Origin of the sequence: Listeria valentina (assembly GCF_011800755.1) — a bacterium.
Classification (GTDB): domain Bacteria; phylum Bacillota; class Bacilli; order Lactobacillales; family Listeriaceae; genus Listeria; species Listeria valentina.
This window is the reverse complement of the sequence record NZ_JAATJW010000007.1, coordinates 37,971-54,336: the sequence shown is the minus strand read 5'-3', so window position 1 is coordinate 54,336 and position 16,366 is coordinate 37,971. Positions and strand designations below refer to the sequence as shown.

Genomic DNA, 16,366 nt, shown 5'->3' with positions numbered 1-16,366 from the left:
TTTTTAGTTATTTTTTCGTATCAATCAAATCTTTCAAGACTTTCTTTTGTTCAGGCGTTAAGGAATCTGTATTCGCAATAGACTTCACCAAACCATCAAAGTCATTTTTCTTTTTCCCACGAAAATATTCACTAACGACACCTGAAAAAGCACCTAAAATCGAAATACCGATTAGCATCATAAATCCAGCAATTAGCCGACCGAGTTGCGTATCTGGAATGACATCCCCATATCCAACCGTTGAAACCGTCTGAATGCACCACCAAACAGCTTCCCGGTAAGAAGTGAAACTCGGCTCAATCAAAAACATAATGAACGGTACCACGATGATCGTAATCACAAGTCCAATCACCAGTCGATTTGAAAAATATTTGAGCAGCATATTATAAATATTCCATGAGTGACGCAAGCCTTTTGAAAGGTAGCCGACATAATGCAAAACGGAGATTAGTTTGAAAACCCGAAAATCGTGTAGGAATGGAATAACAGAGAGTGCCTCTAAAAAATGCGTTCTAAGAAACTTCTTTTTATTCTTCGCTCGAAATAACTGAACGCCATAATCAATGACAAAAACGAGCCAAATCAACCACTGCACGATATTCGCCCAAGTCGACGAATTATCTAGCAAGCAAAGCGACAAAATGATCAAGCTCACGATGAACAATTGATAAATGAAACCCGCTCTTTTCTGAAAAAAATGGACCATATTTTGACTCCCTTCTTCTCATTTTCCTTTTTCATTTTAAAAAGCTACTCATCGTCAAGCTGCCTTTTTAAGTTTTCTAACTCCAAATGCTGGATCGCATAAACCGTTTTGGCATCGTGAATCACTTGTTGTTCCACTAATTGCTTCGCTTCATCAAGCGTCACTTCGAGGATGCTGACAAATTCATCTTCATCAAGTGGCCTGTGATGTTGCAATTTTTTTAAATCGCGTGCCACATAAATATGTAAAAGTTCATCCGAGAAACCTGGAGCCGTATAAAATGATGTCAGGTAACTGAGGGTTCCTGCCACGTGCCCTGTTTCTTCTTCTAGTTCACGTGCTGCCGTTATTTCTTTGTCTTCACTTGGTTCTATTTTCCCCGCCGGAATTTCAATAATTGCTTTCTCGAGTGGCTTGCGGTATTGTTCCACTAGAAGGAGCTTTCCAGAGTCACAAATTGGAAGTATCGCGACAGCGCCTGGGTGTTTCACAATCTCACGGCTTCCAGTCGTTCCATCTGGAAGTTCAACGTCCGCCGTCACAAGCTTAACGACACGCCCTTCAAACCATGTTTTTTCTCGTAATGTTTTTTCTTCTAAATTACGCACTTGGATCACCTTCTTTTTTTTCTATATTGTAACATACTTAAGCGGTCCGAGAAGAATTTACATCGCACGACTGATAACATGTTTCTGGGGAATATGATATGATGAATTTAAATCAAATATCCTTTCTAAAACGCACAAAAAAGTTTAAATAAATCAAACATGATTTTCTGTTAAACATTTTAGAATCAGGAACTGAAGGAGAAGATAAACCATGACTCTATTTAAAAAAATAATGGCATTTACAGGTTCTGTGATCATTGTTTGCGTACTGTTCGGTATTCTTTCCGCGATTTTCACACACCATTACTTACTTATCGCGCTCGTAACGCTTGCAGTAGCTGGTATTTTGTTCTTCTTTTCATCAAAAGCTGGCGAAAAAGCCTTGGCTGAAAAAACAGGATTAACGAATAAAGAATATCGCTATATTCGTTCTAATTTAGAAGAAGCACGTGCAAAAATCTTGCGCCTGCAAAAAATCATGAGTTCACATAAAGCTCTTTATTCCTTCCAAGAACGCAACAAAACGTTGCAATTAACCAAACGGCTTTACCAAATCGTTAAAGAAGAACCAAAGCGTTTTTATGAAGCGGAAGATTTCTTCTTCTCTCACTTAGATTCGCTTGTTGAACTCACAGAGAAGTATGCCTTTTTAGAAAGCCAACCGGTGAAAGATAAGAAAATTTATCAAACCTTATCTGATACGCGTTCCCTTTTAAATGATTTAAGTCGCGTGATTGAAAAAGATTTATTCACCTTGCTTAACCAAGATGTAAACAGCCTTGATTTTGAACTTGAAGTCGCTAAAAACTCGATTTCAAAGCAAAAAAAGAAATTCGAAAGGGGTCAAAATCATGAGTGACTCAAAAGAAAATAAAGAACTGAACCAAACAGATATGCTTGAAAAAGAAATGAATCATACGCTTGATGACTTGCTTTCCAATCCATTTGGAACAAATGATAGCACTGAAACAAGTCTTTTAAATAGTGAAACTGATGGGAACACGTCTCCTCGCCTTGTCGACATGCTTCCAGAAAGCAATAAGCGGCAAGCGCTTGAGCTAAGTAAACAAATCGAGCCGGGAAACCAAGCAGCAATTTTAAGCTATGGTGCGCCAGCGCAAGCTAAATTACATGATTTTTCTCACTCCATGCTCGCTCACGTCCAAAAGCAAGATGTTGGACCAATCGGTGACATTATCAGTGACTTGATGTATCGCCTTCAAGAAGCTGATCCAGATGAACTTGCAGCGCGCAATAAAAACATCTTCACAAAAATGTTCCACCGTGTGAAGCAGTCGATCAATGAAATCACATCTAAATACCAAAAAATTGGAACTCAAATTGATCGGATCGCTTTAAAATTGGAGCATTCGAAAAAACGACTAATCGAAGATAACTCTTTTCTTGAGCAACTCTATGATAAAAATAAAGATTATTTCCAAGCTTTAAATATTTACATTGCAGCTGGGGAATTAAAACTCGAAGATATTCAAGACAAACTTCTTCCAGAATTAAAGAAAAAAGCAGAGCAAACAGGCGATCAAATGGATTTTCAAGAATACAATGATTTGATGCAATTTGCTGATAGACTGGAAAAACGAGTGCACGACTTGAGGCTAAGTCGTCAAATTACAATTCAACAAGCCCCTCAAATTCGGTTGATTCAAAATACCAACCAAGCGCTTGCTGAAAAAATTCAGTCTTCAATCATGACGGCAATCCCACTTTGGAAAAACCAAGTTGCAATTGCTCTCACGCTCTTGCGCCAACAACAAGCTGTCCAAGCGCAGCGTCAAGTTTCTGAAACAACGAACGAACTATTAAAACGCAATGCGGATATGCTTAAAACAAATGCGATCGAAACAGCGCGTGAAAACGAAAGAGGTATTGTCGATATCGAAACGTTGAAAGAAACACAATCTAGCTTGATTGAAACCTTACAAGAAACGCTTAAAATCCAGCAAGAAGGTCGTGCTAAACGCGCCGCTGCTGAACAAGAACTCGTTTCGATGGAGCAAGAACTAAAAGACCGTTTGCTAGAACTTAAATAATAACACTAAAGCGCTCCTTTCCGAACCGGAAAGGAGCGCTTTTTCTTCATGTATTTATAATCCTTCAAGGCGTAAGTTTTCAAAATGAATTGGCTTTAAGTTTGTTACCGTAAGGCCAATCAAGCGGATCGAATCTTCACCATGATAAGCTTCTTGGAGTAAGGTACGCCCCGCTTCATAAATCCACTGCTTTTCATGGACATAATCCGTCAAAGTCATTCGTTTCGTAATGGTTGTAAAGTCGCTATAGCGCAATTTTAAAACAACGGTTTTCCCGTGCTTATGAATTCTTTCAAGCCCTTGTTCAATTTTCCCTGCAAAACGCATCAAATTTTCTTCGAGTATTTTTTCATTCCAAACATTTTCAGCAAAAGTCGTTTCTTTCCCAACGGACTTTCGGTCGCGATTAGGATTAACAATATTATTGGAGCGCCCTCTCACATGCCGATAAAGCGCATAACCGTGCTTATGGAATTCACGAATTAAATCCCATTCACTCCAAGCCCGCAAATCTTTTCCTGTATAAATCCCGAGGCGGTGCATTTTTTCTGCCGTCACTTTGCCGACACCATAAAATTTATCAATCGGAATCTGCGCTAAAAAAGTTTCCGCTTGTTCAGGTGGCACAACGGTGAGCCCGGCAGGTTTCTCGTAATCCGAGGCGATTTTAGCGATAAATTTATTATAGGAAACTCCCGCTGAAGAAGTTAAATGCAGCTCCCGATAAATGGCCCGCTGAATTTCACGAGCAATGAGCGTCGCCGACTTGATGCCAACTTTATTTTCAGTCACATCAAGATAAGCTTCATCCAGTGACAAAGGTTCAATCACATCCGTATAGCGATGGAAAATTTCACGAATTTGTGCCGAAACTTCCTTATAGTGTTCCATGTTGCCACGAATAAAAATACCTTGTGGGCAAAGTTTCACAGCCTGACTAGAAGGCATCGCAGAATGAACGCCAAACTTTCTAGCTTCATAAGAGCAAGTCGAGACAACTCCACGTTTTTTAGGATCGCCTCCAATAATCAGCGGCTTATCTCGGAATTCTGGATGATCACGTTGCTCCACCGATGCATAAAACGCATCCATATCAATATGAATGATTTTTCGGCTTGTATCCATGATCTTCCTCTCCTCTCAAAAGAACACCTGTTCCCTTTTTATTATACAAGTAAAAGAAGCATTTGCCAAGCCTAAAAAAAGAAAAACGCGCCTACTTCTTCATGAAGGCGTGTTTTCCTAAAAGTTCAACGAGGCTTGGCATCAATTGGTAAAGTCTCGTTCCGATATTCATTAAAATGGGCAAATTGACTTCCCGCCGCTTCTTGCCAAGAATTCGAACGGTCTTCTCGGCTACTTTTTCTGGTTTAAGAGCAAAAAAGCCAACATTATTTAAGTATTCCCCCGACTGATCGGCAATTGTAAAAAAGTTGGTTGCCATCGGACCCGGATTGACCGTTGTCACGTGAATATGCGTTTCACTAAGCTCCATCCGAAGCGCATTCGAGTAGCCTAAAACAGCAAACTTTGTAGCCGCATATGTACTTGATTTTGGAGTCGCAATTTTCCCAGCTTGCGAGGCAACATTCACGATATGTCCCTCATTTTTTTCGAGTAAAGTGGGCAAAAGTAGCTGAGTAAAGCGTATCAGCGCCAACACATTTGTATCAAACATCGCCTCCACCGTTTTAAAGGGCGTATCTAGTGCTGTTTCAAACAAGCCAAAGCCAGCAGAATTTATTAAAACATCCACATCGTGTTGATCTAAAATTCGTGCCGCACAAGCATCTAACGCAGCAAAATCGGTCAAATCAACAGGATAGAAAGAAGCATTGATGTCATAAGCTGATTCAAGTTTTCCGGAAAGTGCCGCAAGCTTATCTTCACTTCGGGCAAGCAAAACAAGATGTGCCTTCTCGCGTGCACAAAGGTGCGCTAAACTCTCTCCGAGTCCACTTGAAGCCCCGGTAATCACCACCGTTTTTCCAGCAAGATATCGGTTCATTGTCTCTTTCCTCCTAAATTTCAAACGTTCTCAAATCACTAGCTATCTCTGTTTCCGGAAAAATCGATCTAGCTTCGCTAACTAATTGTTCACTGGTTTCTTTATCGTAGCGCGAGCTAATGTGCGTAATAATCAGTCGCTTCGCTCCGGCGTTTCTTGCAAGAGTGGCTGCTTCTTTCGTTGTAGAATGCATATAAGCTCGGGCCATTTCCCCTTTTTCCGCTTCAAAAGTGGCTTCATGGACAACAAGATCCGCATCTCTTGCCAGTTCTTCTTCACGCGCAAAACTACGTGTATCGCCAAAAATTGCAAGCACTTTTCCTTTTTGCGTAGGCCCAATATAATCTTTCCCGTTAAGGATCTCACCATTTGGCAGCGTGACTTTTTCTCCATCTTTTAATTGCTTAAATAACGGGCCTGGTTTAATCCCCTTTTGCATAAGTCTTTCAGCATCAAGCGCCCCTTGTTTATCACTTTCTTCAATCCGAAAGCCAAATGAAGAAATGCCATGATCAAGTTCCATACAGCTTACTTTGATGGCTTCATCTTGATAAATCATCCCGTTCAAAGCGATTTCTTCGATTCGAAGCGGGTAGGATAAATGCGTTCCAGAAAGCGCCAAACTCGTTTCAATGTAACTTTTGATGCCCTCAGGACCATAAATGACTAGTTCGCTATCGCCGCCTTGAAACGAACGACTAGATAACAGCCCTGGCAAGCCAAAAATGTGATCGCCGTGCATATGTGTAATAAAAATTTTTTCGACTTTGCTGAGTTTGACTTGTGAATAGAGAATTTGGTGCTGCGTTGCTTCCCCACAGTCAAACAGCCAAATTGCGTTTCGTTCATTCAGCATCATCAGCGCAAGAGAAGTGACATTTCGACCTTTTGACGGAACACCGGCTCCTGTACCAAGAAAAATGAGTTCCACTTTACTTTCCCCGCTTTCGTTTTACTAGTCTTCATTTTAGCATAATCAACTGATTTTCGAAAACCCAAAGAAATTTTAACCTAGACCAATTAAAAATGTAAATCAAACAGTTGCATAGTGCCTGCTAAATAGATAAAATAGTAAGGAGCTAATGAGCTTTTTGTGCTCGTTAAAGATTAAATGAAGTTAGTTTTTATTGTAAAACCTAACTTTCAGATAGAATGAAGGAAAGAGGGTCAGGTCACGTATGGCAGACGAGTTAGAACAAAAAGCTTTGATCACAATATTTGGTGGAACGGGAGATTTAGCAAATCGCAAACTTTATCCCTCTCTATACCATTTATTTACGAAAGGCTATTTAAAAGATCACTTTGCTGTCATCGGAACAGCAAGAAGAGAATGGAGCAATGAATTTTTCCGCGAGAAAGTCAAGGAATCGCTTCAAGAAATCGAAGGGGCTTCGGAACATGCTGAAGAATTCGCTTCCCACTTCTATTACCAATCACATGATGTAATGGATCAAGAAACCTACGTTTCATTAAAAAATCTATCGGACGAATTAGATGAAAAATATCAATTAGAAGGCAATCGTTTGTTTTATCTGGCGATGGCACCCAATTTCTTCGGGACAATCGCGAGAAGAATCAAATCAGAAGGCTTTACAGACACTGCGGGTTTTCACCGTTTAATTATCGAAAAACCATTTGGCCACGATTTAGAAAGTGCCGAGGAGCTAAACGACTCGCTTAGGGAAGCTTTCCACGAAGATGAAATTTACCGGATTGACCACTACCTTGGCAAAGAAATGATCCAAAACATTTCCGTCATTCGTTTTGCAAATTCGATTATCGAGTCACTGTGGAACAATCGCTATATTGATAACATCCAAGTAACGCTTAGTGAAGTACTCGGTGTGGAAGATCGCGGGCGCTACTATGACGAAAGCGGCGCACTGCGGGATATGGTTCAAAACCATGTCTTGCAAATTGTTTCTCTACTGGCCATGGAACCGCCGATCAAACTAACGACGAAAGAAATTCGTAACGAAAAAGTTCGGGCGCTACGTGCACTACGCGTGTATGAAGGAAAAGAAGTGCATCAGCATTTTATCCGCGGGCAATATGGGAATGGTGAAGTAGACGGAAAAGAATTAAGAAGTTATCGTGAAGAAGAAAATGTTGATCCTAATTCCAACACTGAAACTTTTGTGGCTGCTAAACTAATGATTGACAATTTCCGCTGGGCAGGAGTTCCCTTCTACATCCGAACTGGAAAACGATTAGCTACTAAGGCCACTCAAATTGCTATCCATTTTAAAGACGTTCCAATGAACTTATTTGGCGATCAGCAATCACTAGGTGGAAATGTCCTCGTAATCCATATCCAACCGAATGAAGGGATTACGCTTCACTTAAACGTGAAAGAACCGGGACAAGGCATGGTCACGATGCCCGTCAACTTGGATTACGTTCATTCCTCACAAGACGGGATGAACACGCCAGAAGCTTATGAAAAATTAATTCTGGATTGTTTGCGCGGAGATGCGACTTACTTCTCTCATTGGGATGAAGTTAGCCTTTCTTGGAACTTTGTCGATCACATCGCAGAAGTTTGGACAACAACAAAAGATCACTTCCCGAACTATAAACCAGGTTCAATGGGACCTAAAGAAGCAGATGAACTCGTTCAAAAAGATGGATTCGCTTGGTTTCCTGTTGAAAATGAGTAAAATAAAAAATCCCGATGGCTGTGTTCCCCACAACCATCGGGATTTTTTATTTACATTTGTGCTTGTTTCCAGTTTCGCTTAAATAGCCCCATGAAATAGCAGTCTTTGTACTCGCCTCGCATATAAAACTGTTCAACCATCGTTCCTTCAATTTCAAACCCTAACTTTTTATAAATATGGACAGCTCCTTCGTTTTCGGTATCCACATATAAAAAGACTTTATGCAGGTTTAAAATTTGAAACGCATAGTTAATGCCTTTTTCCATTGCTCCTTGCGCAAGTCCCTCACCTTGAAACTCTTCCTTAACGATTACTTGAATCTCACAGTTTCGGTGTATATAGTCAATTTCAACGAGTTCAATGATTCCTGCAAATTGACCTTCCTTAATAATCACAAAACGGCGTTCGGACTCATCATAAATGTGCTTTTGATACAAACTTTTCAATTCACTTAGTGATTCATAAGGCTCCTCAAACCAATATGCCATGACATTTAACTTGTTATTTAACTCATGGATATGGTTCAAGTCGTTTTCTTCTAAGGCACGAATGTGCATATTTCCAGCTCGCTCTCATTAGTTTTTATACAGTTTCATTATACCATATCCAAATTTACACAGTCAGATTTCTAGAATTAAAGCCCGATCATTCCTGTGAAATTTTGCACCTTCTTCTACTTCATGCTACAATAAACGAGAAAATAGCTTTAAAGGAGTATCCAAATCATGGAAGAAGATAAAGTTGGTCAATATCTTGAAAATGGAATTACCGGCGGAAAAGAGTTACATCCTCTTCAAAAGAAAAAATATCTGGGTACTTTTCAGGAACGTGTGATTACTTCTCTTACAAAAGAGCAGGTATTAACACTTAATTTCCTTCCTGAACTCGAACAAAAAATGAAAGAACATCCAGATGCGAAACTGCTTTTAAACGGAGCGCTTCCTTATCAGTCCCTTCGGCCTTATATTCAGCTTGCTGAAAAAACTGGAAATGAGTTCTCTATCGTTCAGCGCGAAGAAGATGAAACGGATATTTTCCTTGTCTTAGCGGCCAAACAAGAAGTGGCGACACCGGATGTAAAACTTGAAAAAGCAACGCCTACAAAAGAGGAAAGTCAAACTGAGTCGCAGCCAAGCTTACTTGATAAAATAAAAAAATTGCTAAACTAAAAACACGGATTACGAAGTCCGTGTTTTCGTTACAGGAGGTTCTTCATGCTACACATTATTGTTGTTTCGCTCTGCATATTAATGCTTTTGCAGAGTCTTTACTTTTTTATTCGTAAAAATCTCAACATGGGCGTGCTTTTTTTATTAATTACAGCCGCACTTTTTTTAATCAGCAAAATGGGATATTGCCCGCTTTGAATCGCTTGTTTTAATTTCCCTTGCATGTCGCCAATTCCTTTTGAACCACTTAAGGGCGTAAGCAAGGGATTTTTTTGATCCGTCACCTGAGAAAGCAGTGGCGTAAATTTCTTTCCTCCAAGTATCGTCACTGGTTCAAAAGCCGCTACCCCTTTTTCTTGCCACTGCGCTTTTAGCTCTTCCATTTGAATAGTTGACGCGTTTGTTCCTTTTAAGGTGAAACGCACGTCATAAGGCCCTAAAACGAGATCTTCAGGCTTTAAAAACCCATAACGTGGGGAAAGAATGAGCCAATCATCTGCAAATTTTTCAGCGTACGCCTGACAAAGTTTGTGGAAAGTTCCAGTATAAGCTTCTCTTGCTCGTACCGCCCCGAGTTCTGGTGATCTATCCCAAATTTTCGGTTTTCCAGAAGGAATAATCATCATTTTTTCTGCCACTCCCAGTGCGTTATTTTCCCACCAGATTGAACTTCATCCTCATCTGCCTGATGAACAAAGCCAGTCCGCTCTAGTACTCCAATCGAAGCTAAATTACTTTCAAACGAACGCGCAAAAATTCGCGTAATCACTTCTTGTTCCTTTAGCCAAGCAAGCATCGCCGAAAGCGCTTCTGTCATATATCCATGATGTTGAAACTCCAGAACAACACTGTATCCAAGCTCGATTTCACCAGTTTCATCTGGATCGCCTTGCCCACCAATTTCACCAATGACAATATTTTCTTCTTTTAAAATAATAAGACGCGTCCATTTCGTCATCTCTGGTTTCTTTTTCACATTATCAAGCACATAAGGCAAATAAAAAAAGAAATCAATACCCGGCCAGTCCTCAGAAACCTCGCAGCCAAGCACTGTTTCCAGCTTTCCAATGCCAGCGATCGTCGCTTCAATCATTTCACGGGTATATTCAATCAAAAGCAAACGCTTTGTTTCAATAGATTCCATGCCTTCCCCTTCATTCTTTTCAAGATAGTTTAAATGTACCAATTCCCGCTGTTTTCTGCAAGTTTTGCTTTAAAGGCCACTTAAGACTAATACAGATTTTTACATCTGTATTAAGAATCCTCTTCATTTTCAAGACTTTATTTTAGTGCTATAATGAAAAAAGAATAAAAGCTGTATTAGTCTTGAATGAAAAACTAGTACTACAAGGAGAGATAACAATGGAAACTGAAAATCAACTCTTTCAACATTCCACGATGGCCGCTCTTGTTGGCGGACTGTTTGACGGAACAATGACCTTTTCTGCGCTACTCAAACACGGAGATCTCGGAATTGGCACATTTGACCAGTTTGATGGTGAGCTCGTCGTAGCAGATGGAGTCGCTTATCAAGTGCGCGAAGATGGCAAAGCTTACGAAGTCGCACCTGAAGCAACAACACCGTACGCGAGCATCACTCATTTCGTACCCGATACGAGTTTCAAAATAAGCGAAGCCACAACACGTGAACAAATCGAAGCAAGAACAGCAAGTTTGACGAAGGGACCTAATTTATTCTATGCGGTCCAAATCAAAGGTAAATTCCGTTTTGTGAATACTCGAGTCGCTCCAAAACAAACGAAACCCTATCCGCCACTTGTCGAAGCCGTTAAAACGCAACCAACTTATCATTTTGAAGAAATCGAAGGAACGATTGTTGGTTTCTACATGCCGGCTTACATTACAGGAATTGGTGTTGCTGGCTACCACATCCATTTCATCGATCAAGCTAAGCAAGTCGGCGGACACGTTTTTGACTATGAATTGCTTGAAGGAACCGTAGAAGTTGCCGAACAAACTGCAGTCCATTTAGAACTCCCTCATTCGAAGGACTTCTTAAACAAAAATCTAGTATCAGATGATATGCTTGCCCAAATTGATGCTGCTGAAAAATAAAAAAGTCAGCTTTCGGAACTTCCCGAAAGCTGACTTTTTTATTCAGTAATTATTTTATGAATCAATTTCGGTTTTTCAGCTCGATCTGCAATTGTAATATGTTTATAAATTTTAGCTTGAACAGCAGAAATATCCGCGTGACTGCTATAAACCGTGGCTAGACTTTCTCCTTCTTGAACCGCATCCCCGACTTTTTTCCGAAGCACAATTCCAACAGAAAGATCAATTTCATCTTCTTTTGTCGCACGACCTGCCCCAAGCATCATCGCGGCAACTCCCATTTCATCAGCTACGATCTCACTTACAAAACCGCTTCGTTTGGCAGGAAGTTCTTGCTTAAAAGCCGCATCAGGAAGCTTATCCGGATTATCCACCACCGAATCATCTCCGCCTTGATTCCGCAAGAATTCTTTGAACTTCTCAAGTGCTTCCCCACTTCGAATGACCGCTTCAAGCATTTTGCGAGCTTCCTCTAAGCTATCTGCTTTTTCCGCGAGCACCACCATTTGGCTTCCTAAAACAAGCACAAGTTCCGTCAAATCTTCTGGGCCTTCTCCTTTCAAAGTAGCAATCGCTTCTTTTACTTCGAGTGCATTCCCAATTGCATAGCCGAGCGGTTGTGACATATCCGAAATGACTGCCATCGTATTTCGTCCCACGCCATTTCCGATTTGAACCATGGCATGTGCCAAACTTTCTGCATCTTCTTCTGTTTTCATAAAAGCACCTGCACCTGTCTTTACATCCAAACAAATTGCATCAGCACCCGCCGCAATTTTCTTGCTCATAATCGAACTCGCAATAAGCGGAATGGAATTAACCGTCCCCGTCACGTCTCGGAGCGCATACAACTTTTTATCCGCCGGCGTCAAATTGCCCGATTGCCCCATAACAGCTACTTTATCGCGGTTCACAAGCTCCGTGAATTCCTCTTTCGAAAGCTCCACGTGGAACCCTTTCACAGACTCGAGCTTGTCAATCGTGCCTCCCGTGTGCCCAAGACCGCGCCCAGACATCTTAGCCACCGGAACACCAACAGCAGCAACAAGCGGGGCAAGAACAAGCGTCGTAGTGTCACCAACGCCGCCAGTTGAATGCTTATCAACTTTAATACCACTAATCGCTGAAAGATCGATCGTTTCGCCAGAGTTTACCATGGACATCGTCAAAGCCTGCCGTTCTTCCTCCGTCATATCTTCAAAATAAATTGCCATCAGAAGTGCGCTAGCTTGATAATCTGGAATCTCGCCTTTTGTATAACCATCCACAAAAAAAGCGATTTCATTTTTAGTTAATGGCAAGCCATCCCGTTTTTTTGAAATAATATCCACCATTCTCACTTAAAGCACGTCCTTTCTTAAGTAAACCGTTTTACTAACCATAAAAATGGAAAGCTCATTTCTCCTTCACTATACGGTAGAAGAGCTTCCACTGTCAAATCTTTTCGTGCTGCTTCTTTCAATCAAATTCAATTTGAGCAAATGATTTGGCATCGCTTCTTCGGGATGTTCAATTTTCCCTAGAAGAGCTTTTGCCGCGATTGCTCCCATTTCATATATCGGTTGCCGAATTGTCGTTAATGGTGGCGTCATAAAAGCCGCTAATTCAATATCATCAAAGCCAATGACAGAAAGGTCTTCTGGGATAGCGATCCCTTCTTCATGCGCATAACGATAAGCTCCCGTTGCCATCAAATCGTTCGTCGCAAAAATAGCCGTCACCTGCGCATCTTGTTCAAACAGCTTCCTTGTAGCATCCAAGCCGCCTTGCATCGTTTGATCGCCACTTACGATCCATTTTTCTAAAACCGGCAAACTATGTTCTTTCATGGCTTTTCGGTAACCTTCAAATCGTTCAAACACATTATAAAAGGACGCATCTGAAACGATAATCCCAATGTCCCGGTGGCCTAAATCGATCAAGTGTTTTGTGGCCTCGTAGCCTCCAGCAAAATCATCAACGGCGATCCTTCCCTCTTGCCGCTCATTTCGTTCGCGATCAAGTAAAATAAACGGACAACGCTTATCCTTTAGACGCGTAAAGACTTCTGAATCGAGAATGTGCGGACTTGCGATAATCAGTCCATCTACGGCACGATGCAGCAATTCTTCAATGTAGTGATCTTCTCTTTTCGTGTCATTCGACGAGTTGCAAAGCATGATCATATACCCTTCCCCGTTTAAATAATCTTCTGCTCCTTTTACTAGCTGCGAAAAGAAAGCATCCGTTACTTCGGGAACAACCATGCCAATCGTGTTCGTGTGATTTTTGATCATATTTTTAGCGAAAAAATTCGGTTTATACTTCATCTGTTCAGCTGCATGAAGGACTTTTTTCCTTGTCACTTCGCTAAACCGTTCCCCTTTTCCATTTAAAATCTGTGAAATGGTCGTAATCGACACTCCTGTTTTTTCGGCAATTTCTCGAATCGTCGTGCTCAACCGAATCCCTCGCTTTCCAATATGCTCTCCCTACATTTTCACATAAAAGCTTCCATTAGGAAAGAAAAAACAAAAATGCATCCAAATCTCTTGATTTGGATGCATTTACTTAATAATCTGATGTGCCCGCTTCACCTGAAACAATCGCTACGCCAGCACTTGCTCCAATACGCGTTGCTCCTGCATCAATCATTTTCAAAACATCTTCTTTTGTCCGAATCCCACCAGAAGCTTTCACACCAATATCCGGTCCGACCGTTTCACGCATAAGCTTGATATCATGAACAGTTGCACCACCAGAGCTGAACCCAGTAGATGTTTTCACAAAATCAGCTCCTGCTTTCACCGCAAGCTTGCAAGCACGAACCTTCTCTTCATCCGTCAAAAGGCAAGTTTCGATGATCACTTTAACAAGTGTTCCATCAGCTGCTTCTACAACAGCCTTGATATCTTCTTCAACAAACGCATCATTTCCCTCTTTTAGCGCGCCGATATTAATGACCATATCTACTTCCGTTGCTCCATTTAAAATGGCATCTTTTGTTTCAAAAGCTTTCACACTAGAAGTATTCGCTCCAAGCGGAAAACCAATCACTGTACACGTATCCACACCAGAATCTGCAAGTTGGCTGCTCGCAAATTTAACCCAAGTAGGGTTCACACAAACCGAAGCAAATTGGTAAGTTTTAGCTTCTTCCGTTAGCTTTTCAATTTGCTCTTTTGTCGTTTCTGGCTTAAGCGCAGTATGATCAATCATTTTGGCAATATTCATCATTCAAAACTCCTTTGTTTTATCCTAACTGTATCTTACTCTAGATCGCATGCAATTTCAACGATTCTTACGGAAATTTCCAAATGTAAACAACCAAAAAAGCAAGAATGGAGGAAACCCCATTCTTGCTTTTTAGTTAAACTTAATAGAATTGATCTGGGAGAAGCGATTCACCCAACTTGATGTTTTCACGATAGTCAATTGGAATATCTACTATCACAGGACCTTCAGATTGAAGAGCTTCAGTAAGAACAGCATCCAAATCTTGAGGGCGCTCAACACGAAGTCCCTTGGCCCCAAAGCTTTCCGCATACTTCACGAAATCTACTCCACCAAAGCGAACAGCTGCTTCTTTTCCGTATTTCATTTTTTGTTGGAAAGCTACCATATCGTAACTTCCATCATTCCAAATCAAATGAACAAGCGGGATTCTGAGTCTAACAGCTGTTTCTAGCTCCATTGCAGAAAACAAGAAGCCACCATCACCAGAAATAGATACCACTTTTTCACCCGGGCGAACTAATCCCGCAGCAATTCCCCACGGAAGTGCAACACCAAGTGTTTGCATGCCATTACTGAATAGCAATCTCCGCGGTTCATAAGAACGGAAATGCCGCGCCATCCAAATATAATGGGAACCAACATCGACCGTTACTGTAACATCATCGTCAATTTTAGAGCGTAGCGATTCAATCACAGAAAGCGGGTGAACTAAATTGGTTTCATCGGGTTCACTCGGAATATCACGTTGTTCAAGCTGCTCATGCAAGCCTCTTAAAATTTCCTGCTCCGCTTCCCCAAGTTCTAGCCCATCGAATTTTGCATTAATCCGGTCGAGCGTCAGCGAAATGTTCCCTACAAGCTCTGTGACCGGTTGATAATAATGGTCGATTTCGGCAATAATATCATCAATATGCACAATCGTCCGATCAGAAGATGCATTCCAAGCTTTTGGTTCATATTCGATCGGGTCATAGCCAACCGTAATAACGAGATCGGCTTTGCTGAGAAGAATATCTCCCGGTTGATTCCGGAACAGCCCAACACGCCCGAAGAAATTGCTTTCTAACTCACGAGAAATGACACCCGCTGCCTGAAACGTCTCTACCACCGGAATGCTTGTTTTTTGCAACAAACGGCGAATTGATGCAGTTACTTCTGGACTACTTGCACGCATACCAAGAAGAAGGACCGGGAGTTTGGCTTTTTTCAGCCGTGTGATAAGTTTAGCAACTTGTTCTTTGGTTGCCGGACCCGTTTTTGGTCGAGCAAGCGAACGAATCGCTTTTGCCGGAACGTGCTCTTCCGTCACAATGTCCTGTGGCAAACTGATAAACGCCCCACCTTGCCGAGGTTCTTCAGCAGCTCGAAAAGCATTCGAAAGCGCTTCAGGAATATTTTTGGCATCGACCACTTCTTCACTATATTTCGTAATTGATTTAAAAAGAGCCGCATTGTCCATCGATTGGTGCGTTCTTTTTAATCGGTCTTGTCTGCCCACATTTCCCGCAATCGCTACAACTGGATCTCCTTCAGATGTAGCCGTTACAAGTCCAGTCGCGAGATTTGAAGCACCGGGTCCACTTGTCACAAGTACTACACCTGGTTTTCCAGTTAGACGTCCAACAGCCGCTGCCATAAATGTAGCATTTTGTTCGTGACGGCTCACAATAAGCTCAGGGCCACGTTCTTCCATCACGTCAAATACTTTATCAATTTTTGCTCCAGGTATTCCAAAAACGTGTGTTACACCCTGGTTGATTAAGCTATCAACGACAAGATCCGCTCCAGTTTTATCATCAAATTGTTCCTGCTTCTTTTCCAATTCGTTTCATCTCCTGTATCACTTTGTTTTAAATTTTCATTAAAACAGTT

General features: G+C 41.3%; 17 protein-coding genes and 1 pseudogene. 6 read left to right on the top strand and 12 right to left on the bottom strand.

All coding sequences use genetic code 11. From position 1 onward, the window contains the following. Positions 1–7 precede the first annotated feature (7 nt). Both HCK02_RS03375 and HCK02_RS03370 read right to left on the bottom strand, forming a co-directional pair. On the bottom strand, positions 8–706 hold the full coding sequence (locus HCK02_RS03375) for a potassium channel family protein (protein WP_167628723.1): 699 nt from the start codon (positions 704–706) through the stop codon (positions 8–10). Between the two features lie 44 nt (positions 707–750). Next, positions 751–1,314: an NUDIX domain-containing protein gene (locus tag HCK02_RS03370; protein WP_167628722.1), complete on the bottom strand. Its 564-nt coding sequence runs from the start codon at positions 1,312–1,314 to the stop codon at positions 751–753. 211 nt (positions 1,315–1,525) lie between these two features. Here HCK02_RS03370 and HCK02_RS03365 point away from each other — a divergent pair, with 211 nt between their 5' ends. Both HCK02_RS03365 and HCK02_RS03360 read left to right on the top strand, forming a co-directional pair. Then, positions 1,526–2,173: a 5-bromo-4-chloroindolyl phosphate hydrolysis family protein gene (locus tag HCK02_RS03365; RefSeq protein WP_167628721.1), complete on the top strand. Its 648-nt coding sequence runs from the start codon at positions 1,526–1,528 to the stop codon at positions 2,171–2,173. Continuing rightward, entirely contained in the window at positions 2,166–3,365 is a 1,200-nt protein-coding gene (locus tag HCK02_RS03360; protein ID WP_167628720.1) for a toxic anion resistance protein, read from the top strand. The genes HCK02_RS03365 and HCK02_RS03360 overlap by 8 nt, the downstream gene beginning before the upstream one ends. Positions 3,366–3,419: 54 nt before the next feature. On the opposite strand, the gene dinB is transcribed toward HCK02_RS03360, so the two are convergent. The 3 genes from dinB to rnz form a co-directional block, all read right to left on the bottom strand. Next, positions 3,420–4,490: a DNA polymerase IV gene (gene dinB / locus HCK02_RS03355; RefSeq protein WP_167628719.1), complete on the bottom strand. Its 1,071-nt coding sequence runs from the start codon at positions 4,488–4,490 to the stop codon at positions 3,420–3,422. 91 nt (positions 4,491–4,581) lie between these two features. Further along, positions 4,582–5,373, bottom strand: coding sequence for an SDR family NAD(P)-dependent oxidoreductase (locus HCK02_RS03350; protein WP_167628718.1), 792 nt, complete (start codon positions 5,371–5,373; stop codon positions 4,582–4,584). A 13-nt stretch (positions 5,374–5,386) separates the two neighbouring features. Further along, positions 5,387–6,304: a ribonuclease Z gene (rnz, locus tag HCK02_RS03345; RefSeq protein WP_167628717.1), complete on the bottom strand. Its 918-nt coding sequence runs from the start codon at positions 6,302–6,304 to the stop codon at positions 5,387–5,389. A gap of 247 nt (positions 6,305–6,551) precedes the next feature. Here rnz and zwf point away from each other — a divergent pair, with 247 nt between their 5' ends. Then, on the top strand, positions 6,552–8,033 hold the full coding sequence (gene zwf, locus HCK02_RS03340; protein ID WP_167628716.1) for a glucose-6-phosphate dehydrogenase: 1,482 nt from the start codon (positions 6,552–6,554) through the stop codon (positions 8,031–8,033). Positions 8,034–8,083: 50 nt separating this feature from the next. Here zwf and HCK02_RS03335 read toward each other — a convergent pair whose 3' ends face one another. Then, positions 8,084–8,590: a GNAT family N-acetyltransferase gene (locus HCK02_RS03335; protein WP_167628715.1), complete on the bottom strand. Its 507-nt coding sequence runs from the start codon at positions 8,588–8,590 to the stop codon at positions 8,084–8,086. Positions 8,591–8,758: 168 nt separating this feature from the next. Between HCK02_RS03335 and HCK02_RS03330 the strand changes: the two genes are divergently transcribed. Beyond that, positions 8,759–9,202, top strand: a complete 444-nt coding sequence (locus tag HCK02_RS03330; RefSeq protein WP_167628714.1) for a YueI family protein — start codon at positions 8,759–8,761, stop codon at positions 9,200–9,202. Between the two features lie 45 nt (positions 9,203–9,247). After that, positions 9,248–9,400 carry a hypothetical protein gene (locus tag HCK02_RS14265; RefSeq protein WP_425482848.1) on the top strand — a complete coding sequence of 51 codons (153 nt, stop codon included), beginning with the start codon at positions 9,248–9,250 and terminating at the stop codon, positions 9,398–9,400. Here HCK02_RS14265 and HCK02_RS03325 read toward each other — a convergent pair. Together HCK02_RS03325 and HCK02_RS03320 are read right to left on the bottom strand one after the other, a co-directional pair. Next, a pseudogene (locus HCK02_RS03325) lies at positions 9,391–9,846 on the bottom strand (DUF6884 domain-containing protein); the annotation flags it as partial. The gene HCK02_RS14265 and the pseudogene HCK02_RS03325 overlap by 10 nt on opposite strands. Further along, complete coding sequence (locus HCK02_RS03320; RefSeq protein ID WP_167628713.1) at positions 9,825–10,346, bottom strand: GNAT family N-acetyltransferase; 522 nt, start codon at positions 10,344–10,346, stop codon at positions 9,825–9,827. The gene HCK02_RS03320 and the pseudogene HCK02_RS03325, both read right to left, overlap by 22 nt. 218 nt (positions 10,347–10,564) lie before the next feature. Here HCK02_RS03320 and budA point away from each other — a divergent pair, with 218 nt between their 5' ends. Beyond that, a complete protein-coding gene (budA, locus tag HCK02_RS03315) occupies positions 10,565–11,278 on the top strand; it encodes an acetolactate decarboxylase (RefSeq protein ID WP_167628712.1) in 714 nt (237 codons plus the stop codon). A 38-nt stretch (positions 11,279–11,316) separates the two neighbouring features. Here budA and HCK02_RS03310 read toward each other — a convergent pair whose 3' ends face one another. The 4 genes from HCK02_RS03310 to alsS form a co-directional block, all read right to left on the bottom strand. Then, positions 11,317–12,618, bottom strand: a complete 1,302-nt coding sequence (locus tag HCK02_RS03310; protein ID WP_167628711.1) for a pyrimidine-nucleoside phosphorylase — start codon at positions 12,616–12,618, stop codon at positions 11,317–11,319. A 69-nt stretch (positions 12,619–12,687) separates the two neighbouring features. Continuing rightward, positions 12,688–13,719, bottom strand: coding sequence for a LacI family DNA-binding transcriptional regulator (locus tag HCK02_RS03305; protein WP_167628710.1), 1,032 nt, complete (start codon positions 13,717–13,719; stop codon positions 12,688–12,690). A 109-nt stretch (positions 13,720–13,828) separates the two neighbouring features. Beyond that, a complete protein-coding gene (gene deoC / locus HCK02_RS03300; protein WP_167628709.1) occupies positions 13,829–14,491 on the bottom strand; it encodes a deoxyribose-phosphate aldolase in 663 nt (220 codons plus the stop codon). A 142-nt stretch (positions 14,492–14,633) separates the two neighbouring features. Beyond that, a complete protein-coding gene (gene alsS, locus HCK02_RS03295; protein ID WP_167628708.1) occupies positions 14,634–16,316 on the bottom strand; it encodes an acetolactate synthase AlsS in 1,683 nt (560 codons plus the stop codon). Positions 16,317–16,366: the final 50 nt, after the last annotated feature.

Bases quoted from the DNA above. Each gene is read 5' to 3' on its own strand.
- zwf (WP_167628716.1), top strand. From the start codon at position 6,552: ATGGCAGACGAGTTAGAACAAAAAGCTTTGATCACAATATTTGGTGGA.
- HCK02_RS03335 (WP_167628715.1), bottom strand. From the start codon at position 8,590: ATGCACATTCGTGCCTTAGAAGAAAACGACTTGAACCATATCCATGAG.
- budA (WP_167628712.1), top strand. From the start codon at position 10,565: ATGGAAACTGAAAATCAACTCTTTCAACATTCCACGATGGCCGCTCTT.
- HCK02_RS03365 (WP_167628721.1), top strand. From the start codon at position 1,526: ATGACTCTATTTAAAAAAATAATGGCATTTACAGGTTCTGTGATCATT.
- HCK02_RS03330 (WP_167628714.1), top strand. From the start codon at position 8,759: ATGGAAGAAGATAAAGTTGGTCAATATCTTGAAAATGGAATTACCGGC.
- dinB (WP_167628719.1), bottom strand. From the start codon at position 4,490: ATGGATACAAGCCGAAAAATCATTCATATTGATATGGATGCGTTTTAT.
- HCK02_RS03375 (WP_167628723.1), bottom strand. From the start codon at position 706: ATGGTCCATTTTTTTCAGAAAAGAGCGGGTTTCATTTATCAATTGTTC.
- deoC (WP_167628709.1), bottom strand. From the start codon at position 14,491: ATGAATATTGCCAAAATGATTGATCATACTGCGCTTAAGCCAGAAACG.
- HCK02_RS03360 (WP_167628720.1), top strand. From the start codon at position 2,166: ATGAGTGACTCAAAAGAAAATAAAGAACTGAACCAAACAGATATGCTT.
- HCK02_RS03350 (WP_167628718.1), bottom strand. From the start codon at position 5,373: ATGAACCGATATCTTGCTGGAAAAACGGTGGTGATTACCGGGGCTTCA.
- HCK02_RS14265 (WP_425482848.1), top strand. From the start codon at position 9,248: ATGCTACACATTATTGTTGTTTCGCTCTGCATATTAATGCTTTTGCAG.
- HCK02_RS03320 (WP_167628713.1), bottom strand. From the start codon at position 10,346: ATGGAATCTATTGAAACAAAGCGTTTGCTTTTGATTGAATATACCCGT.